16 protein-coding genes are annotated in these 17,070 nt (G+C 71.6%); 4 read left to right on the top strand and 12 right to left on the bottom strand.

Translation table 11 applies throughout. The features are described 5' to 3' along the window. Positions 1-26: 26 nt before the first annotated feature. The 4 genes from J2Y69_RS06410 to J2Y69_RS06395 form a co-directional block, all read right to left on the bottom strand. Positions 27-1,400, bottom strand: coding sequence for an FAD-dependent oxidoreductase (locus tag J2Y69_RS06410; RefSeq protein WP_310018726.1), 1,374 nt, complete (start codon positions 1,398-1,400; stop codon positions 27-29). Positions 1,401-1,414: 14 nt separating this feature from the next. Then, the gene (locus J2Y69_RS06405) at positions 1,415-2,476 is read right to left on the bottom strand and encodes a polyprenyl synthetase family protein (protein ID WP_310018723.1); all 1,062 of its coding nucleotides are present in this window, start codon (positions 2,474-2,476) and stop codon (positions 1,415-1,417) included. 138 nt (positions 2,477-2,614) lie between these two features. After that, positions 2,615-3,337 (bottom strand): class I SAM-dependent methyltransferase, encoded by a 723-nt coding sequence (locus tag J2Y69_RS06400; protein ID WP_310018721.1) that lies wholly within the window; start codon positions 3,335-3,337, stop codon positions 2,615-2,617. Positions 3,338-3,347: 10 nt separating this feature from the next. Then, complete coding sequence (locus J2Y69_RS06395) at positions 3,348-3,977, bottom strand: hypothetical protein (protein WP_310018719.1); 630 nt, start codon at positions 3,975-3,977, stop codon at positions 3,348-3,350. 22 nt (positions 3,978-3,999) lie between these two features. Between J2Y69_RS06395 and J2Y69_RS06390 the strand changes: the two genes are divergently transcribed. Beyond that, the gene (locus tag J2Y69_RS06390; protein ID WP_310018717.1) at positions 4,000-5,322 is read left to right on the top strand and encodes an isochorismate synthase; all 1,323 of its coding nucleotides are present in this window, start codon (positions 4,000-4,002) and stop codon (positions 5,320-5,322) included. A gap of 80 nt (positions 5,323-5,402) precedes the next feature. Here the strand turns inward: J2Y69_RS06390 and J2Y69_RS06385 are convergent, their stop codons facing one another. The 3 genes from J2Y69_RS06385 to J2Y69_RS06375 form a co-directional block, all read right to left on the bottom strand. Next, on the bottom strand, positions 5,403-6,257 hold the full coding sequence (locus J2Y69_RS06385; RefSeq protein ID WP_310018715.1) for a PPK2 family polyphosphate kinase: 855 nt from the start codon (positions 6,255-6,257) through the stop codon (positions 5,403-5,405). Positions 6,258-6,331: 74 nt separating this feature from the next. Beyond that, positions 6,332-8,101: a 2-succinyl-5-enolpyruvyl-6-hydroxy-3-cyclohexene-1-carboxylic-acid synthase gene (gene menD / locus J2Y69_RS06380; RefSeq protein WP_310018714.1), complete on the bottom strand. Its 1,770-nt coding sequence runs from the start codon at positions 8,099-8,101 to the stop codon at positions 6,332-6,334. Further along, positions 8,098-8,445 (bottom strand): PLDc N-terminal domain-containing protein, encoded by a 348-nt coding sequence (locus tag J2Y69_RS06375; RefSeq protein WP_310018712.1) that lies wholly within the window; start codon positions 8,443-8,445, stop codon positions 8,098-8,100. Before J2Y69_RS06375 ends, menD begins: the two co-directional genes overlap by 4 nt. 184 nt (positions 8,446-8,629) lie before the next feature. On the opposite strand from J2Y69_RS06375, the gene J2Y69_RS06370 reads away from it, so the two are divergent. Then, positions 8,630-8,899, top strand: coding sequence for a DUF4229 domain-containing protein (locus tag J2Y69_RS06370; RefSeq protein WP_310018711.1), 270 nt, complete (start codon positions 8,630-8,632; stop codon positions 8,897-8,899). A gap of 168 nt (positions 8,900-9,067) precedes the next feature. Here the strand turns inward: J2Y69_RS06370 and J2Y69_RS06365 are convergent, their stop codons facing one another. The 4 genes from J2Y69_RS06365 to J2Y69_RS06350 all read right to left on the bottom strand — a co-directional run bounded on the left by J2Y69_RS06365 (position 9,068) and on the right by J2Y69_RS06350 (position 13,109). Further along, a complete protein-coding gene (locus tag J2Y69_RS06365) occupies positions 9,068-9,361 on the bottom strand; it encodes a DUF4287 domain-containing protein (RefSeq protein ID WP_310018709.1) in 294 nt (97 codons plus the stop codon). Between the two features lie 599 nt (positions 9,362-9,960). Then, positions 9,961-10,929 (bottom strand): 1,4-dihydroxy-2-naphthoate polyprenyltransferase, encoded by a 969-nt coding sequence (locus J2Y69_RS06360; RefSeq protein ID WP_310018707.1) that lies wholly within the window; start codon positions 10,927-10,929, stop codon positions 9,961-9,963. A gap of 291 nt (positions 10,930-11,220) precedes the next feature. After that, entirely contained in the window at positions 11,221-12,546 is a 1,326-nt protein-coding gene (locus tag J2Y69_RS06355; RefSeq protein ID WP_310018706.1) for an aminotransferase class I/II-fold pyridoxal phosphate-dependent enzyme, read from the bottom strand. A 110-nt stretch (positions 12,547-12,656) separates the two neighbouring features. Next, a complete protein-coding gene (locus J2Y69_RS06350) occupies positions 12,657-13,109 on the bottom strand; it encodes an Lrp/AsnC family transcriptional regulator (protein WP_310018704.1) in 453 nt (150 codons plus the stop codon). 72 nt (positions 13,110-13,181) lie between these two features. Here J2Y69_RS06350 and J2Y69_RS06345 point away from each other — a divergent pair, with 72 nt between their 5' ends. Then, positions 13,182-14,621 carry a DUF6421 family protein gene (locus J2Y69_RS06345; RefSeq protein WP_310018702.1) on the top strand — a complete coding sequence of 480 codons (1,440 nt, stop codon included), beginning with the start codon at positions 13,182-13,184 and terminating at the stop codon, positions 14,619-14,621. 220 nt (positions 14,622-14,841) lie between these two features. Further along, positions 14,842-15,516 (top strand): SDR family NAD(P)-dependent oxidoreductase, encoded by a 675-nt coding sequence (locus J2Y69_RS06340; RefSeq protein ID WP_310018700.1) that lies wholly within the window; start codon positions 14,842-14,844, stop codon positions 15,514-15,516. Here J2Y69_RS06340 and J2Y69_RS06335 read toward each other — a convergent pair. Continuing rightward, on the bottom strand, positions 15,506-16,951 hold the full coding sequence (locus J2Y69_RS06335; protein ID WP_310018850.1) for an MFS transporter: 1,446 nt from the start codon (positions 16,949-16,951) through the stop codon (positions 15,506-15,508). The two genes, J2Y69_RS06340 and J2Y69_RS06335, sit on opposite strands and share 11 nt — an antisense overlap. Positions 16,952-17,070: the final 119 nt, after the last annotated feature.

Below are 17,070 nucleotides of genomic sequence, written 5' to 3'. Positions count from 1 at the left end.
GCCTCCGCACCCAGCCGGGCGGGCGGCTACTCCCCGCGGGAGATGCGGACCATGTCCTCGCGCGGCACGACCTTCACCCGGGCACGTTCCTGCGGCGTGCCGAGGGCGATCTCGTGCTCGTCGAGGCGGTGCCAGCCGTCCAGGTCCGTCCAGCGCACGCCGCGCTCGGCGAGGAGCGCGGGGATCGCCTCCTCCGACGGGTCCTCCGGCTGCCACCACGACCCCTGGTCGTTGATGAGGTGCCGAACAGTCTCCATCGCATCGGACTTGGTGTGTCCGATGAGGCCGACGGGACCCCGCTTGACCCAGCCGGTGGCGTAGATGCCGGAGACGCGCTGGTTGGAGTCCTTCGAGAGCACCTGGCCCTCGCGGTTCGGGATCACGCCGTGCTTCTTGTCGAAGGGGACTCCGGGAAGCGGTGAGCCGAAGTAGCCGATCGCACGGTAGAGCGCCTGGATCGGGACCTCGCGCAGCTCGCCGGTGCCCACGGCGCCGCCCTGCCCATCGGGCTGGGTGCGCTCGTAGACGAGGGCGGCGACGCGGCCGGCCTCGTCGGTGCGCACCTCGACCGGGCGCGCCCAGAAGTGCAGGTGGAGACGCCGGGAGGCCTCGCCGCCGGCGTTGTTGACCGCCGGCCGCGAGCGCCAGGACTGCAGGATGCGGTCCATGACCATGACCTGCTTGTTGCTGGCCACGGCGTCGCGGGACGCCTCGTCGTAGTCGAAGTCCTCGTCGTACACGACCATGTCGACATCGCGCAGCTCGCCGAGCTCGCGCAGCTCCAGCGGCGTGAACTTCACCTGCGCGGGGCCGCGGCGCCCGAACACGTGCACGTCGGTGACCGCGCTCGCGCGCAGCCCCTCGTAGACGTTCTCCGGGACCTCGGTGACCAGCAGGTCCTCCGCGTGCTTGGCGAGCATCCGGGACACGTCGAGCGCGACGTTCCCGTTCCCGACCACGGCCACGGACGCCGCGTCCAGCGGCCACTCGCGCGGCACGTCGGGGTGCCCGTCGAACCAGCTAACGTAGTCGGCCGCACCGTAGGATCCGACCGCGTCGATGCCGGGGATGTCGAGGGCGGCGTCGTTCACGGCGCCGGTGGCGAAGATCACCGCGTTGTAGTGGTGCTTGAGGTCTTCGAGCGTGATGTCCTCGCCGAAGCGGACGTTGCCGAACAGACGAATGTCGCCGCGGTCGAGCACGTCGCGGAGCGCCGTGATGATGCCCTTGATGCGCGGGTGGTCGGGGGCGACGCCGTAGCGAACCAGGCCGTAGGGCGCGGGGAGCTGCTCGAAGAGGTCGATCGAGACGTCGAAGCGACGCTCGGCCTTGAGCAGGATGTCGGCCGCGTAGATGCCCGCGGGGCCGGCTCCGACGATGGCAAGCCTGAGCTTGGTCATGGTTTCCTTCCGGGTCAGCTGCTGCGGTCGGCCAGCGACTGCGCGAAGCGGACCAGGGCGTCGCGCACCGGCCCCTTCGGCAGCGGGCCGAGCGCATCGATCGCGTCGCGCGTCCAGGCGCGCGCCAGGTCCAACGTCTTCCCGGTGACCGCGTGGTCCCGGAGCCGGGCGAGCGGCTCGTCGAGGATCGCGGGGTCGGCGCCGTCCGCGATCCGCGCGACGCCGTCGTCGATCAGCGCGGAGAGGGCGACGGAGTCGGGGTCGATCTCTGCGGCGAGGAGCAGCGACGGCATCGTCGGGACCCCCGCCCTGAGGTCGGTGCCGGGGACCTTCCCCGTGTCGTCGGGGTTGGCGGAGAGATCGATCACGTCGTCGAGGAGCTGGAAGGCGACGCCCACCTTCTCGCCGTACACGCGCAGCGGCTCGCCGTACTCCTCGGGAGCGCCGGAGAAGATCGCGCCGGCCTCGGTCGCGGCGGCGATCAGGGAACCGGTCTTGTCGGCGAGCACCTGGATGTAGAACTCGATCGGGTCATCGCCCGGCTGCGGTCCAACCGTCTCGTGCATCTGCCCGAGAACCAGGCGCTCGAACGTGTCGGCCTGCAGCCGGATCGCGCGGTCGCCGTTGCGGGACATGAGCTGGCTCGCCCGCGAGAAGAGGATGTCGCCGGTGAGGATCGCGACGTTGTTGCCCCACACCGCGTGGGCGGCGGGGACACCGCGGCGCCGATCGGCGCCGTCCATGACGTCGTCGTGGTAGAGCGAGCCCAGGTGCGTCATCTCCAGCGCCTTGGCGATGTCGATGACCGCGGGGACGTTGCCCTTCCCGAGCTGGGCGGTCAGCAGCGCCAGCACGGGGCGCACGCGCTTGCCGCCGGCCAGGTACAGGTACCGGCTCGCCGCGTCGGCCAGGGAGTCGGCGACCCGCAGGTCCTCCGCGAGCCCCTCCTCGACGAGGTCGAGACCCGCCTCGATCTCGCGCGCGAGGCGCCGTGCGGCCGGCCCCACGAACACGCGGTCGCTGAAGCCTAGTCGGCTCGCGAGGCGCGAACCCGAAGCGGGGGGGCTCGAAGTCACGTCTTCCAGCCTACCTGGGCGCGCCGGCGGTCTCGGTCCTCCGCGACGGAGATGACGACACGATCGACGATCGGGGCACGGACAGAGACACGGGCAGGGCCGCGGACAGGTCTGTTGATCCGGGCGGGAGCGGCCCGCTCATAGCTCCGGCTTGATCGCTCGGTGGAGGGCGACGATCCCCATCGAGAGGTTCCGATGGGCGACCTCCGTCCAGCCGGCCGCCCGGATCCAGGAGGCGAGCGTCGCCTGGTCCGGCCAGTCGCGGATCGACTCGTTGAGGTAGTCGTAGGCCTCGGCGTTGGTGCCGGCCAGCCGCGCGACCCTGGGCAGGACCCGGGCGTTGTAGAAGCGGTAGAGGCCGCGGAACAGCGGGCTGGGCGGGGTGGAGAACTCGTTGACGACGAGCCGCCCTCCGGGCTTGGTCACCCGGAACAGCTCGGCGAGCGCCTTCTTCGGATCGTGCACGTTCCGCAGGCTGTAGGACATCGTCACGGCGTCGAACTCGTCATCGCCGAACGGCAGGTCGGTCGCGTCGGCCTCGACGAAGCTCAGGTTCGGCAGATGCCCGTGGCGGCGACGCCCCTCGGCGAGCATGCCGGGCGAGAAGTCCGCGGCGACGACCTCGGCCCCGCTGCCGGCGAGCGATGCGGAGGACGAGGCGGTGCCCGCGCCGAGGTCGAGGATCCGCTCGCCCTTCTTGGGCGCGACCGCTCGCGTCGCGGCCGCCCGCCAGAACGCGTCGTTGCCGAAGGTCATGACGACGTTGGTGCGGTCATAGCCCGCGGCGACCTGGTCGAACATGCCGCTCACCTGCGCCGGGTTCTTGCCGAGATCTGCGCGGTTGGGCTCGTTCGAGGTCACGGTTCCGAGTCTACGGCTCGATGTCCACGGCTCGATGTCCGCGCTCGATGTCTACGCGCTCGATGCGATCGAGGCCGAGGGCCTCCAGACGGTCGAGCCACGCGTCCGGGACGGCGTCGTCGAACGGCGGCTCCTGCGCGCGCACGCGGTGCTCGAGGTCGAGCGCGAGCGCCTCCAGACGGGCGACGACCTCCGGCGGGTATCCGTAGCGGATCCGATGCTCGTCCCACTCGTCGCGATCATCGATCCAGGTGCCGCGCTCCCCCTCGACCCGCACCACGTCGAGGTCCATGTCGATCCCGGTCACGAGCAGCGGGTCGGCCGCACTGTCTTCCGCGCCGTCCGTCCCGCCCCAGCGGACCTCCCAGCCGAGGTCGATGTAGATCCGCATCCCGTGGGGGTGGTCGCGGTACACGGTGAGCGCGAGATCCCCGCTCGCCGGGAACAGCGTGACGTTCGGGCCCTCGGCGACGAACGCGGCTCCCGGACGCGCGCTCCGCCACCCGACGGGCTGACCGACCCAGTCCCCCCAGACGTCCGATCCGAGATAGACGCACTCATGGCGCCAGTGCGGCGAGCCGTCCCACTTGCGCCACTGGACGATCATCCCTGCCCCGTGCCGCGGGCGCGCAGTGCTCATCCGGCGAGTCTAGGCTGGACGGGTGAGCACTGCCCTGGTCGTGGAGACACGGGAGATCGATCCCGTCGACGACCTCCTCCCCTATGCCGACCCCGATCGCCCCCTCGCCTGGCTGCGCCGCGGCGACGGGATCGTCGCGATCGGCGCCGAGTCCGTCACCGAGCTCCGGGTCTCCGCCGGCGCCGCGGCGTCGCGCACCTCCGTCCTCGCCCACGCCTGGCGCGAGCTCGCATCCCGTGCCGACGTCGATGACCCGCTGCATCTCCCGGGGACCGGGCTGGTGGGCTTCGGCGCGCTCGTGTTCGACGAGGGATCGGCGCAGGACAGCGTCGTCATCGTCCCGCGCGCCGTCATCGGCCGCCATCGCGGACGCTCCTGGATCACGCGGATCCGGGATGCCGACGCCGCCGACCCCGTCTCGGAGTCCCGCACCGAAGCCCTCCTCTACGGAGACAGGGGGCACGGAGACGGGGGGCGCGCAGACGGGGGGCGCGGGTACGGGGAGCACTGGTCCGGCACGCTCGGCCCCGGGGCGCAGTCCCCGCAGGGCTATCAGGACTCGGTCCGCACCGCGGTCGAGGAGATCACCGCCCGCGAGTACGGGAAGGTGGTCCTCGCCCGCGACCTCGTCGGCACCGTCCCCTCCGGATCCGACCTGCGCCGGCTCGTCCGCGCGCTGTCGACCGGCTATCCCGACACCTGGGCGTTCGCGGTGGACGGGCTGATCGGCGCGAGCCCCGAGACCCTGGTCACCTCCCACGGCGGCACCGTGACCGCCCGCGTGCTGGCCGGGACCACCGCCCGCGGCGCGGACGCGGACGCCGACGCCCGCGCATCCGCCGCCCTCGCCTCCAGCACCAAGGACCTCGACGAGCACCAGTACGCCGTGCAGAGCGTGCTGACCTCGCTCCGCCCGCACACGCGCACGCTCGCCGCGAGCGAGCAGCCGTTCACGCTGAAGCTGCCGAACCTGTTCCATCTCGCGACCGACGTGGAGGGCGAGCTGACCGACGGGCAGTCCTCCCTCGACCTGGTCGGCGCGCTGCACCCGACCGCGGCCGTCGCCGGGGCGCCGACCGATGCCGCCGTCGCTGCGATCCGACGGCTGGAGCCCTTCGACCGCGGCCGCTACGCGGGACCGGTCGGCTGGGTGGACGGTGACGGGGACGGCGAGTGGGCGATCGCGCTGCGCTGCGCCCAGTTCGGCGATCCGCTCGGCGCCGACGAAGGGCTGATCCCGATCACCGCCTATGCGGGCGCGGGGATCGTCGCCGGCAGCGACCCGGAGGCCGAGCTCCTGGAGACCCGGGTGAAGTTCCGCCCGATCGTCGACGCGATGGCCTGACCGCGCGCCGGTGCGCGACGATCAGCCTGCGAAAGCGAATCGGTCAGCCGGCGAAAGTGATTCAACCGGCCGCGAGGATGTCAGCTGGCGGCCAACCGCTTCCGCTCGGCCTCGACGTCGTAGGACGCGGTGGGCCACTGCGGATCGATGTCCTGCAGCGCCGCGAGCAGGAGCTCCTGCACCGCGAGCCGTGCGTACCACTTCCGGTTCGCCGGGATCACGTGCCAGGGCGCCGCATCCGTCGACGTCCGCTCGAACACCGTCTGATACGCCGCCATGTAATCGTCCCAGACCAGCCGCTCGTCCACGTCACCGGGATTGAACTTCCAGTGCTTCTCCGGGCGGTCCAGCCGCTCCATGAGACGCGTCTTCTGCTCGTCCTGGGAGATGTGCATCATGACCTTGACGATCCGCGTCCCCGATGCCGCCACGCGGTCCTCGAACTCCGCGATCGCGTCATAGCGCCGGTCGATCTCCTCCGGCGACGCGAGGCTGCGGACCCGCCCGATCAGCACGTCCTCATAGTGGGAGCGGTCGAAGACGCCGATGAAGCCCGGCTCGGGCAGGCGCTTCTCGATCCGCCAGAGGAAGTCCTGCGCCCGCTCCTCCGGGGTCGGGGCCTTGAACGCGGCGAGCGCGACGCCCTGGGGATCGACGCCGCCGACGACGTGCCGCACGATCCCGCCCTTCCCGGCCGAGTCCATCGCCTGCAGCACGAGCAGGACGGCGTCGTCCGTCTCGCCGACGCGACTGCGGGCGAAGAGGCGCTCCTGCAGATCGCCGAGGCGCTGCCGGCCCACCTCCAGGTCCTTCGCCCCGCTCCTCTTGTCCCCGCCGTAGCCGGGGGTCGCGTCCGGATCCACGTCGGCCAGCCGGAACCCCGGCCCGGCGCGGAGGACATCGGCGGCGTCGGCGGTCCATCCCTGTGCGTTCATGCCCTCATCCTGCCCTACGGTCCCGGCCTCCGCCGCGCGGCGCTGCCGATTCGGCCCGTCCCCGGGAGCCAGGTTCAGCGCGGGAGCGGGACCTCGATGAGCTGCGGTCCCGTAAGGGGGGCCGTGAGGGCCTGGTCCAGCGCGGATCGGGTGGCCACTCGGCGGTACTCCCAGCCGTACGCCGCCGCAAGGTGCTCCAGCCCGACCGACTGGGGGGTGTAGAAGGCACGGTCGAGGTCCGCCTGCGGGGCGGAGTCCGCGACCTCCAGCCCGTCGAAGATCGTGCCGCCGCCGTCGTTCCCCACGATCACCTGCAGCCGTGGGGCCGGCTCGTCGGCGGGGAGGAGGAGCGCCCCGACGTCGTGCAGGAAGGCGAGGTCGCCGAGGAGCAGCCGAGTCGCCCCCGGTGCCCCTGCGGCCTGGCTCGCCAGGGCGATGCCGGTGGCCGTCGCGATCGTGCCGTCGATGCCGGCGAGGCCCCGGTTCGCGTGCACCGGGACGCGCTTGCCGCCCAGCAGCGCGTCGGCCACGCGCACGAGCCGGGAGGACCCGAAGACCAGCCGGTCGTGCGGCCAGGTCGCCCGCCACACCGCGTCGACCAGGACAGCCCGGTCGATCGGGCGACGCACGGCCGCGAGCTCGGCCCGCACCGCGTCGCGCCGCGTGGCGACGTCCGTCGATCCGAGCCCGTCGACATCCGGCGGCGGGACGTCGCCGATCGCGGCGGACGCGGTCGCCGCGGCGGCGGCCGATGCGCGCATCCACTCCCCGAGCCACTCGCGATCCGGGGCTCCCGCCTCCACGGACACCGCCGCGACCCCGCGGGCAGGGCGTTCCGCGCGCCCGAGATCGAGGAGCTCGCCGCCGCGATGGACGACGACCACCTCGACATCGGGCCGGGCGATGAGCGCGGGGACCTCGCGGCTGAGCGTGGGGTGCCCGTACACGACGGCGCGCTCGATCCGTCCGCCCAGCAGCGGATCGAGGAGCAGTCCACGGTAGCCGTGCACGATCTGCCGGCCGAAGCGGGCACCGCTCACGACCTCGGCGATAAGCGGCCAGCCGCCGGCGTGCGCGAGCTCCTCGGCATCGGCGCCCGCATCCGCGCCCGCGATCACGACCGTGCGCGGCCCCCGGGGCAGGGCGAACGACGGTTCCCGCGCGATGTTTGGGACGGGGCCGTGCGGGGTGGTCTCAGGAACGCTCTGCGCGCCCGGCCCGCCGTGCTCGGGACCGTCCCCGGCGCCTCGGCCGCCCGAGAGCGGCGCGCGGAACGGGAGGTTCAGGTGCACCGGGCCGGCGACGCCAGCGATTCCGGTCCCGTCTGCCCCGACCGCCGCCGACACGGCGGCCGCGGCGAGGTCCGTGAAGGCCTCCGGCCCGGCGTCTCCGGGGACGGGCGCGTCGGTCGCGAACCGCACCCAGGCCGCGAACATCCCGGGCTGGGCCGTCGCCTGGTTGGCCCCGATGCCCCGGAGCTCGGGCGGGCGGTCGGCGGTGAGGAGCAGCAGCGGCACCCCCGCGTGGAAGGCCTCCATCGTGGCGGGGAGGAATCCGGCCGCCGCCGTGCCCGACGTGCACAGGACCGCGACGGGCGCGCCACTCTCCCGTGCGATGCCGAGGGCAGTGAACGCGGCGACGCGCTCGTCGATGCGGACGTGCACCCGCAGCGCGCCCGCGCGGGCGAGAGCCGTCGCCTCGAGAGCGAGGGCCTGCGAACGGGAGCCCGGTGAGAGGACGAGATCGCGGACGCCGTGGGAGAGGAGGCCTGCCAGCAGCGCCGCGGCGGCCTCTGTCGCCGGGACGGAAGGCGCGGGAACGGAGGCTCCCGCGGTTCCGGTCACGCGCGCTCGCTCGGCGTGTCGCCCTCGCGGGGGTCGTCGAGGCGCGCCAGCTCGGCTTCCAGGTCGCGGATCCGGCGCTCCTGCTCGGCCTCGCTGATCCGGCGCAGGTGGCCGTTGTCGTCGTCGAGGGGCACGTACAGGTCGCGCGTCTGCTCACCGCCGCGGGAACGGCCGATCGTGAACCAGAGGATCCCACCGATCACCGGCATGAGCACGACGATCGCGATCCAGACCCCTTTGGACACGCCACGGTGACGCGCCGCCGGCTGCAGAGAGCAGTCGACGATGCTGAAGATCCAGAAGACCGCGGCCAGAAAGCCGCCGACCAAGAGAAACCGCGTCACCCCTCCAGTCTAGGCGCGCCCCGCGGCGGCGGCCCCGTTCCGGATGCCCGCCCCGTTGCCGTCCCGTTGCCGTCCCGATGGACGGGTGGGAGGGCAGAGCGCTCAGCCCGCACATCGAGGGTGCCCTGCCCGCGCATCGACCTCTCACAGCGGACGCCTCACGCCCGACGCCTAAACTGGACGGGTGAAGCTTCCGCCCCTGCTCGTGTACTCCGTGCTGCGGCTTCTCGCGTTCCTGGTCCCGCTGGGCGTCCTCTGGTTCTTCTTCCCGATCTTCCGGGAGTTCTGGTGGCTCGCCGCGCTGTTCGCCGCGCTCATCGGCATCAGCATCTCGATGCTGTTCCTGCGCCGCCCGCTCTCGGACGCATCCCGCGAGATCTACGGCCGCCGCGCATCCCGCGAGCCGCGTCCGCGCGACGAAGACGTCGAGGACGCCGCCTCCCCGTCCGACTGACTCCCCGGCCCCCTCGGGGCTCGCCCTCCCGGGGCTCGCCTCCGGGACCCCCGGGGGTTTGGCCTCCCGGGCTTGCCCCTCGAATGCCGTTCCGGTCGCGATTTGTGCCGCTGACGGAGCGTCAAGACGGCAGAAATCGCGACCGGAACGAGCGACGAGGACGTGCGGTCAGGCCTTCGACGGGTTCGTCGCCTGCCCATCGAGCCACAGCGTGTCGGATGCGTCGCCGTGCGGGCCCGACCTGCCGACGTGCTTGTCGCTGATCTTCGGCCCCTTGGTGATGACGTGCACGAGCGCCATGCCATGGCCGCGCGCGAGGCCGTAGTCCTCCTTCAGCCACTCCAGAATCGGCGTCGCCTTGGTCTCCGGCCCGAATCCGCGCGCGGCGGCGAGCTCGATGAACTGCCTCGGCGTGAGGCCGGTCTTGGTCTCGATGTTGTCGAGGTACGACTGGAATGCCACGGTGCTCCCCTTCTCGACGCCTGGTCTCTCCGGCGCCTGCGTGGATGCACACTACCGTGCCCCGTGCCCGTCCCCCGCCCGCCTCGTGCGCCTTTCGTGCCCGGTTCCGGCCTCGTGCGCCCTGTGCGCCTTTCAGGCCCGGTTCGCACCCACCCCCGTGCCGGCCTCGTGCCTTTCTGTGCCCTTGTGTCCATTTGTGCCCCGCCGTGGCAGATGTTGCGGGTTCACCGACCGCTGAACCCGCGGAACCTGCCACGCCGGGGCAGCTTCTGCAGGTTGCGCCCTGGGCACCTTGCCTCTGCACCCGGCACCCGGCACCCTGCGCCTCTGTGCGCCCCTGACCCGTCGGGCGTCAGGCGGGCAACTGACAGGTTCTGCCCCGGCGTGGCAGAAGATGTCGTCCAGAGCGGGCTGAACCCACAGAACCTGCCACGCCGGGACATACGCGACGCCCGTGAGCACTCTGAGGAGGTCAGCCGAACTGGTTTGGTCGAACCGGATCAGCCGAACCGGCTTGGTCGAACTGGTTTGGTCGAACTGGTTTGGTCGAATCGACCTGGCCCAACCGGATGAGTTGAACCGACTCGGCGCAGACTCGCTCAGCCGGTGAAAGCCCAGAACAGGGCGCCGGCGTAGAGCAGAGCCGCGAGCGAGGTGAGAGCGAGCGCGAGCACCAGCTCGGTGGCCTTCCGGTACATCCAGACGATCGTGAGCGCCGGCAGCGCCGCGAGAAGGGCGAGCAACGCGATCCACGCGATCGGGTAGAACACGGCGAGGACCGTGGAGATTGCGAACGGCATGATCAGGAAGATCGTGTAGACGACCTGTGTCGCGCGCTTGCCGATCAGAACGGTGAGCGTCCGCTTGCCTGACACCCGATCCTGATCGATGTCGCGCAAATTGTTCGCCAGCAGCACGGCGCAGGCGAACAGCCCCGCCGCGACGGCACCGAGCCAGGACTCCTGCGGCAGATCCTGCACCTGCGCCCACGTGGTGCCGAGGGTCGCGACCAGTCCGAAGAACACGAAAACGAAAACCTCGCCGAGGCCCATATAGCCGTATGGACGCTTCCCGCCCGTGTAGAACCATGCGGCCACGATGCAGACCGCCCCGACCGCGAGCATCCACCACTGCTGAGTGCGGATGACGATGCCGAGCCCCACGAGCCCCGCGAGCGCGAAGAAGGCCAGCCCCGCGATCAGGACCGCCCGGGCGGGAACCCGTCCGGAGGCGGTCAGCCGCGCAGGACCCACGCGGTGCGCATCGGTGCCCCGCACGCCGTCGCTGTAGTCGTTGGTGAAGTTCACCCCGATCTGCAGGCAGACGGCCACCGCGAGGCAGGCGAGCGCGATCACCCAGTGGAACGCCGGATCCGACAGCCTCGCCGCGCCCGTGCCGATGAGGACGGGGGCGATGGCAAGGGGAAGGGTCCGCGGGCGGGAGGCGCCGATCCAGTCCCCCACCCCCACCGGCCGCTGCTCCACGACCGGTCGCTTCGCCGGGTTGCCGGAGCGGGAACGGGGCGCGGGGCGGGAGGTCGAACGGCCGGAGCGCTGGGAGGAAGCCACGCAGAAATCCTAGCCGCCGCCCCTCTGCTCCTCCCGGGTGGGGCATGTCGCCGCTCCTCCGGGGCAGGGTATGTCGCCGCCCGGGTCTGGCCTGACCGGATAGCCGCCGCGCGCTTTCTCGCCCATGAACGCCGCCGTTTCTACCCCGGCGTGGCAGAAGTTGTGGGTTCAGGCCCCGGTGAACCCACAACAACTGCCACGGCGGGGTAGAAACGGCGGGTTCAAACCGCCCCCAGCTTCAGACTCAGCCCAGCCCCAGCCCCCGCCCAAGCCCAAGCCCAAGCCAGGGAATCAGCCGTTGGAGCGGCGGGACTGTCGGCCGCCGGCCTCGTCGATCGCGGCGCGCAGGTCGTCGGCGAGGTCACGCAGCTCGACGTCGTCGAGGGTGTGCGCGGTGAGCCGGATCTCCGGCGCGCCGTCGTCCGCCTCCAGATGGAAAGCACCGCCGGTGCGCACGAGCCAGCCACGGCGCATCATCGCCGCCGACACCGTGCGCGCATCCGCCCCGCACTCGACCCACACGTTGAGGCCGTCGTCCCCGCGCGCCGAGATGCCCCGCTCGCGCAGCAGCGCCCGCAGCCTGTCGTTTCGTGCCGCATAGTGGGCGCCCGCACGCTCCAACGCGGCGGATGTCTCCGGATGCTCCAGCATCCCGACCGCGACGCGCTGCAGGATCCTGCTCACCCATGTCGTGCCGGGCGAGAGACGCGCACGCAGCTGCACGGCCGTGTCCGGATCGCTCGCGAGCAGGGCCAGCCGCAGATCCGGCCCGAGGAACTTCGACATCGAGCGCACCAGCGCCCAGCGGGCATGCCCCTCCGGGACCACCGAGTGATAGGGCCGACGGGAGAGGAGGGAGTAATGGTCGTCCTCGATCACGAGGACGTGCGGCGCACGCTCCAGCACCGCCCGCAGCTCGGCCGCACGCCTCTCGCTGAGGCTGATCCCGGTGGGGTTGTGCGCCCGCGGGGTGCACACGATCGCCCGCGCGCCGGCGTCCAGCGCCGCGCGCAGACCGGCCACCGTCATGCCCTCGTCGTCGAGCGGCACACCCACGACACGGTACCCGCCGAGCTTGACGACGTTGATGCTGGAGAGGAAGCAGGGATCCTCCATCGCCACGACATCGCCGTACGCAAGGGTCGCGGCGAGGAGACGCTCCAGGGCGTCGACCGCGCCCGAGGTGACGCTCAGCTCGAACGGGCGCGGCTGCGCGGCCGCGAACCAGTTCGCGGCCCAGGCGCGGAGATCCTTGTCGATCAGCGCGTCGCCGTACAGCGCCGGCGTGCGCAGATCGAGCTCGGAGAGGACGGGGAGCGGCAGGAGATCGGGGTCGGGGTTGCCGCTGCCGAGGTCGCGCAGCACGGTCTCGCGCGCGAAGCCCTCCTCCTCGGTGAGGACGGGACCGGCGACGACCGTGCCAGACCGCCCCCGGCTGACCACCACGCCCGCCCGCGCGAGCGCCCGGTAGGCGGCGGCGACCGTGTTGCGGTTCACCCCGAGCTCGTCCGCGAGCGCCCGGACCGTCGGCAGCGCATCGCCCGCGGACAGCGCACCGGCGTCGATCCGGCCACGGACGCTCTCGGCGATCTCGCCCGCCGTGCTGCCCTCGATCATCCGCCGCCTCCTGCCCTGCGCACTACCCTACGGGGGCGCGGCGACGCCGCTGCCCTCACGCCCCCACGCCTCTTCCGCCTTCCGCGGACATGGGGACATCTCCGCGGACGCTACTCGCCGGCGGGGACGATCGGACGGTTCTCGTAGAACGTCTGGAGCACCACGGTGGTGCGGGTGCTGACGGACGCGGCGAGACGGATGTCCCGCACCAGCTGCTCGAGGTCTCGGGGCGAGGCGACACGGGCGAACAGCATGTAGCTCGCGTCCCCGGCGATCGAATGGCAGGCCTCGATCGCCGTGAGATGTTCCAGCAGCTCCGGAGCGTTGTCGGGCTGGGCGGGATCCAGCGGAGTGATCTCGATGAACGCCGCGAGCGACTTGCCGACCGCCGTGGGATCCAGGATCGGCCGATAGCCGACGATGACGCCGCGGGACTCCAGACGTCGCAGCCGCGACTGCACCGCGGAGACCGAGAGTCCGACGCTCGTCGACAGCTGGGCGAGCGTGGCCCGGGCATCCCGGGAGATCTCGGCGATGATCGCGCGGTCGACAGCATCCTCCATACATGGAAGAATAACGGCAATACCCGGCATTCGCCGGAAAGATTCCGCCCCACCTCATGATCGGAGGTTCCGATGTCCATCATTTCCGCCAAGGCTTCCACCGTCAACGCCATCGTCGGCGAACCCGAGGTCGTCGAGGACGCGTCGATCGCCGAGCAGAGCGCCGCGTGGCAGCTCCTGAAGGACGCCGCGATCGCGATCCGGCCCCTGCAGATCAAGGACGGCTCCATCCCGGACGCCGCCGACCACGATGCGGCCCGCTCCCACGTCACGGCCATCGTCGCCGGCATCCGCGCGCTCGCCCCCGCCTTCCCGCACGACGCGGCCTACCTCGACGCCGCGGTGCAGGACTTCCGCCGCTGGGCCGACGGCGGCTTCGGCGTTCCGGACTTCTACAACTCGCTCCTGGCCTTCCAGCCGCAACAGCACCGCGAGGACGGCATCCGCCATCTCGTCGTCTTCCCGATGTACACGCAGAACGGCTCCAGCGACCGACTCGTCGAGGCGCTCATCGTGGAGACGATCTGGCCGGAGTTCATCGCGGCCCTCGAAGCCGGCGACTACGGCAACAAGCTGTTCGTCTCGCTCCGCCTCGTCGACTTCACGCCCGGCTACGACACCAACTCCGCCGTGCTGTTCCCCGAGACGGTCGCGATGCGCGAGATCCCGGCGTTCACGTGGGGAGCGATCTTCCAGGACCGCGAGGCGGCGCGCTACCGCCGCGTCGTGCGCGAGGCGAGCGCCATCACCAAGCTCGACCTCCCCGAGGACGCCGCACGGATGCTCGATGACCAGGCGCTCACAGAGAAGACGTTCGTGATGTGGGACATCATCCACGACCGTACCCACATGCGCGGCGACCTTCCGTTCGACCCGTTCATGATCAAGCAGCGCATGCCGTACTTCCTCTATTCGCTGGAGGAGCTGCGCTGCGACCTGACCGCCTTCCGCGAGTCGGTGCGGATCCAGCGTGCCCTCGCCGCTCGCGCCGAGGCCGGGGAGTCCCTGACGGCGCCCGAGCAGGAGACGCTCGAGCACGCAGGCCTGGTGCAGTACGCGGTGATCTTCGACCGGATCTTCCGGTTCGCGATCACCGGCTCCCGCGTGCGCAACTACGACGGCCTGGGCGGCCAGCTGCTGTTCGCCTGGCTGCACCAGCGCGGCGTGCTGCACTGGACCGACACGCAGCTCGCCTTCGACTGGGAGCGCGTGCCCGACGCCGTCGTTGCGCTGGGCGACACGATCGACGAGCTCTACTGGCGTTCGATCGACCGCCCCAAGAACGCGCACTGGCTCGCGGCCTACGAGCTGGTCCGGTCCACCCTCACCCCGCACCCCGCATCGGCGTGGGCGCGAGGCCTGCCGGACGAGATCCTCGCCGGCGCCCCGAAGGGCTACACCGACGCGGTGCTGGACGACGAGTTCCCCCTGTCGATGTTCTTCGAGGCGCTCGACAAGAAGATGAAGCCGGTCATCGAGTCGACCGTCGGCATCCGCGGCTCGGACGACTGACCGCACCGTGCCGCCGGCCCGCGCGTCGGCGGCACGGCCATCTGGTCGGATGATCTGGTCGGGCCATCTGGTCGGATGATCTGGTCGGGTGATTGACGTTCTGTCGGCCCGTCACGCCGATTCGGTCCGACGTGGTGACGATCGTCCGACGAGCCGGCAGGCGCGTGAGTGAATGAGCACGCAGGTGAGGGAGAGAGTGCAGATGATGTCGGAGACCGGGATGAGCGCACGCGACCGCACGGTCCTCCTCGCGGGGGCGACGAGCCCGGCGGGGCTCTCGATCGCCCGCGCCCTGGTCTCCGCCGGCGCACGGGTGATCGCGGTCGGCCGCGACCAGGGGAAGCTCGACGCCCTTGCGGCGGCGGCCGGCCGTGGAAGCGTCCGCACCGAGGTCTGCCATCTCACGAACGAGGCGGAGGTCGCCGCCCTCGCCGAGCGGCTCGCCGCGGACGGCGAGCACGTGGACGCCGTGGTCCCCCTCGTCGGCGGGTGGCGCGGCGGCGGCGGTCTCGCCGGCCAGACCGAGTCGGACTACCGCGCGTTGGAGGACTCCTTCACCGTCGTCCGCGTCGTGAGCCGCGCCTTCGACGCGGAGCTCCGCGCCTCCGCGGCCGGGCGCTTCGCGATCATCTCCTCCACCGCCGTCGCCCGGCCGCTGGCGGGCGGGGCGAACTATGCGGCGGTGAAGGCAGCGAGCGAGACGTGGACCCGCGCGGTCGCTCACGGCTTCGCCAAGGCCGCCCGCGATGCCGGGGAGCCGCTGCGCGCCGCCGCCGTCGTCTTCCGGGTACGGAGCCTCGATGACGTGCGCGATGCCGTGGCCCGCGCGGTGGCAGGACTCTGGGACGACACCGCCGAGTCCCTCAACGACCGCGTCATCGACGTCACGGGCTGACGCCGGACCGTTCGCCCGATGGGCCGCTGCCTCTACCCGCGTCGCCCGCCTCGCCCGCCGCAGGGCCCTGGTCCGGGGGATCGACGGCGGCTGGTGCCTCCGCGTAGCTCGCGCTGACCGTCCGGTACGCCTTCGTGGTGAAGGCGACGAGGCCGAGCGCCACGGTCGCGAGGCCGGCGAAGAAGAAGATCACCGCGATGCCCCGCGCATGACCGCCCCCGACCAGCCATCCCCAGGCCGCAGCGCCCTCCGGGGACTGCACGTACGGGATGATCGCGTACTGCGCGATCGGGGCGATGAGGAAGGCGGTGATCGGCGCCGCCGACGCCTCCATCGCCGAGGCGAGGCCGAACACGCGCCCCTGCCGCTCGAAGGGCACGACCCGCTGGATGACGGTCTGCTCCGCCGCCTCGACCGCGGGGACGAGGGCCATGTACAGCCAGATCCCCACCGCGTACAACGGCCACCAGTCGCGGATGGTGAACACCGATCCGAGCACGCCCATCGCGATGACCAGGATCAGCATCGTCCGGATCGGATTGCGCCCGAGCCCGCGTGTCGCGATCATGAGACCGCCGACGATGAAGCCCGTCGAGGCGACCCCGAAGACCACGCCCCACCACTGCACGGGCATGAGCTCAAGGCCGTACGCGTCCATGAGCGCCATGTAGACGCCGCCGATGAGGTTGTTGAACATCGCGAAGAACAGCAGGACGAAGAGGCCGGGGACGGCGCGGATCGCCGCCACGCTGCCCCTGATGTCGAGCGTCTTCGGCGCATCAGGATCCCGCTCCGGCGTCTTCTCCGGGATCCTGACGAAGAGGATGTGCACGAGCGACACGACCGTGAGCGCGACGGCGATCGCCAGGGTCCCGCCCATCCCGAGGAAGCCGATCGCCAGGCCGCTGAACACGCTGGTCACGATGAACGCCATGCCCTGGACCGTGCCGACCAGCCCGTTCGCGTTCGCGTGGCGCTCGACAGGGATCAGCAGCGTGACCGTGGTGGACAGCGCGATGTTGCGCATCTGCTCGACCACGGCGCCCGCGAGGATGATGCCGGAGAAGAGCCAGAACCACGGGCCTCCGAAGTCGAGCAGCGCGGACTCCGGCTGCGCGAGGTAGATCCCGGCGGCCGCGAGGAAGGCGACGGCCGTCGCGACGCTGGAGAAGACGAACACGCTGCGCTTGCGGTGCCGGTCGACGATCGTCCCGAACACCATCGCGAAGAGCGCGACCAGGAGCATGTAGGCGCCGCCGACGATGCCGGTCGCCATCACGTTCCGCGTCTCCAGGTACACCCAGAACGTCAGGGCGAACCAGAGGAAGCTCGTCGTGACGTTCGCGACCATCGTGTTGACGAGCACCTGCACGAAGCTGCGCACCCCGTGGCGCTGCTCCTCGGTGAGCGGCGTGCGGGGCCGGCCCACGCCCATCTCACCTGCCGCACCGGATCGCTCGTCCATGCGTCGAGGCTACGCAGGACCACCGACATCGCACCAGGGGCGCTCTCGCGGCACCGGTGCGCGAGGGAGGGACCGGCCCGCCCCGCGTA

The sequence above is a fragment of the Microbacterium resistens genome (genome assembly GCF_031456305.1).
Lineage (GTDB): Bacteria > Actinomycetota > Actinomycetes > Actinomycetales > Microbacteriaceae > Microbacterium > Microbacterium resistens_A.
This window is presented reverse-complemented; position numbering and strand designations above follow the sequence as displayed.

Excerpts from the sequence above, each read along its gene's own strand:
- J2Y69_RS06340 (WP_310018700.1), top strand. The coding sequence starts at position 14,842 with ATGAGCGCACGCGACCGCACGGTCCTCCTCGCGGGGGCGACGAGCCCG.
- J2Y69_RS06345 (WP_310018702.1), top strand. The coding sequence starts at position 13,182 with ATGTCCATCATTTCCGCCAAGGCTTCCACCGTCAACGCCATCGTCGGC.
- J2Y69_RS06410 (WP_310018726.1), bottom strand. The coding sequence starts at position 1,400 with ATGACCAAGCTCAGGCTTGCCATCGTCGGAGCCGGCCCCGCGGGCATC.
- J2Y69_RS06350 (WP_310018704.1), bottom strand. The coding sequence starts at position 13,109 with ATGGAGGATGCTGTCGACCGCGCGATCATCGCCGAGATCTCCCGGGAT.
- J2Y69_RS06335 (WP_310018850.1), bottom strand. The coding sequence starts at position 16,951 with ATGGGCGTGGGCCGGCCCCGCACGCCGCTCACCGAGGAGCAGCGCCAC.
- J2Y69_RS06385 (WP_310018715.1), bottom strand. The coding sequence starts at position 6,257 with ATGAACGCACAGGGATGGACCGCCGACGCCGCCGATGTCCTCCGCGCC.
- J2Y69_RS06395 (WP_310018719.1), bottom strand. The coding sequence starts at position 3,977 with ATGAGCACTGCGCGCCCGCGGCACGGGGCAGGGATGATCGTCCAGTGG.
- J2Y69_RS06355 (WP_310018706.1), bottom strand. The coding sequence starts at position 12,546 with ATGATCGAGGGCAGCACGGCGGGCGAGATCGCCGAGAGCGTCCGTGGC.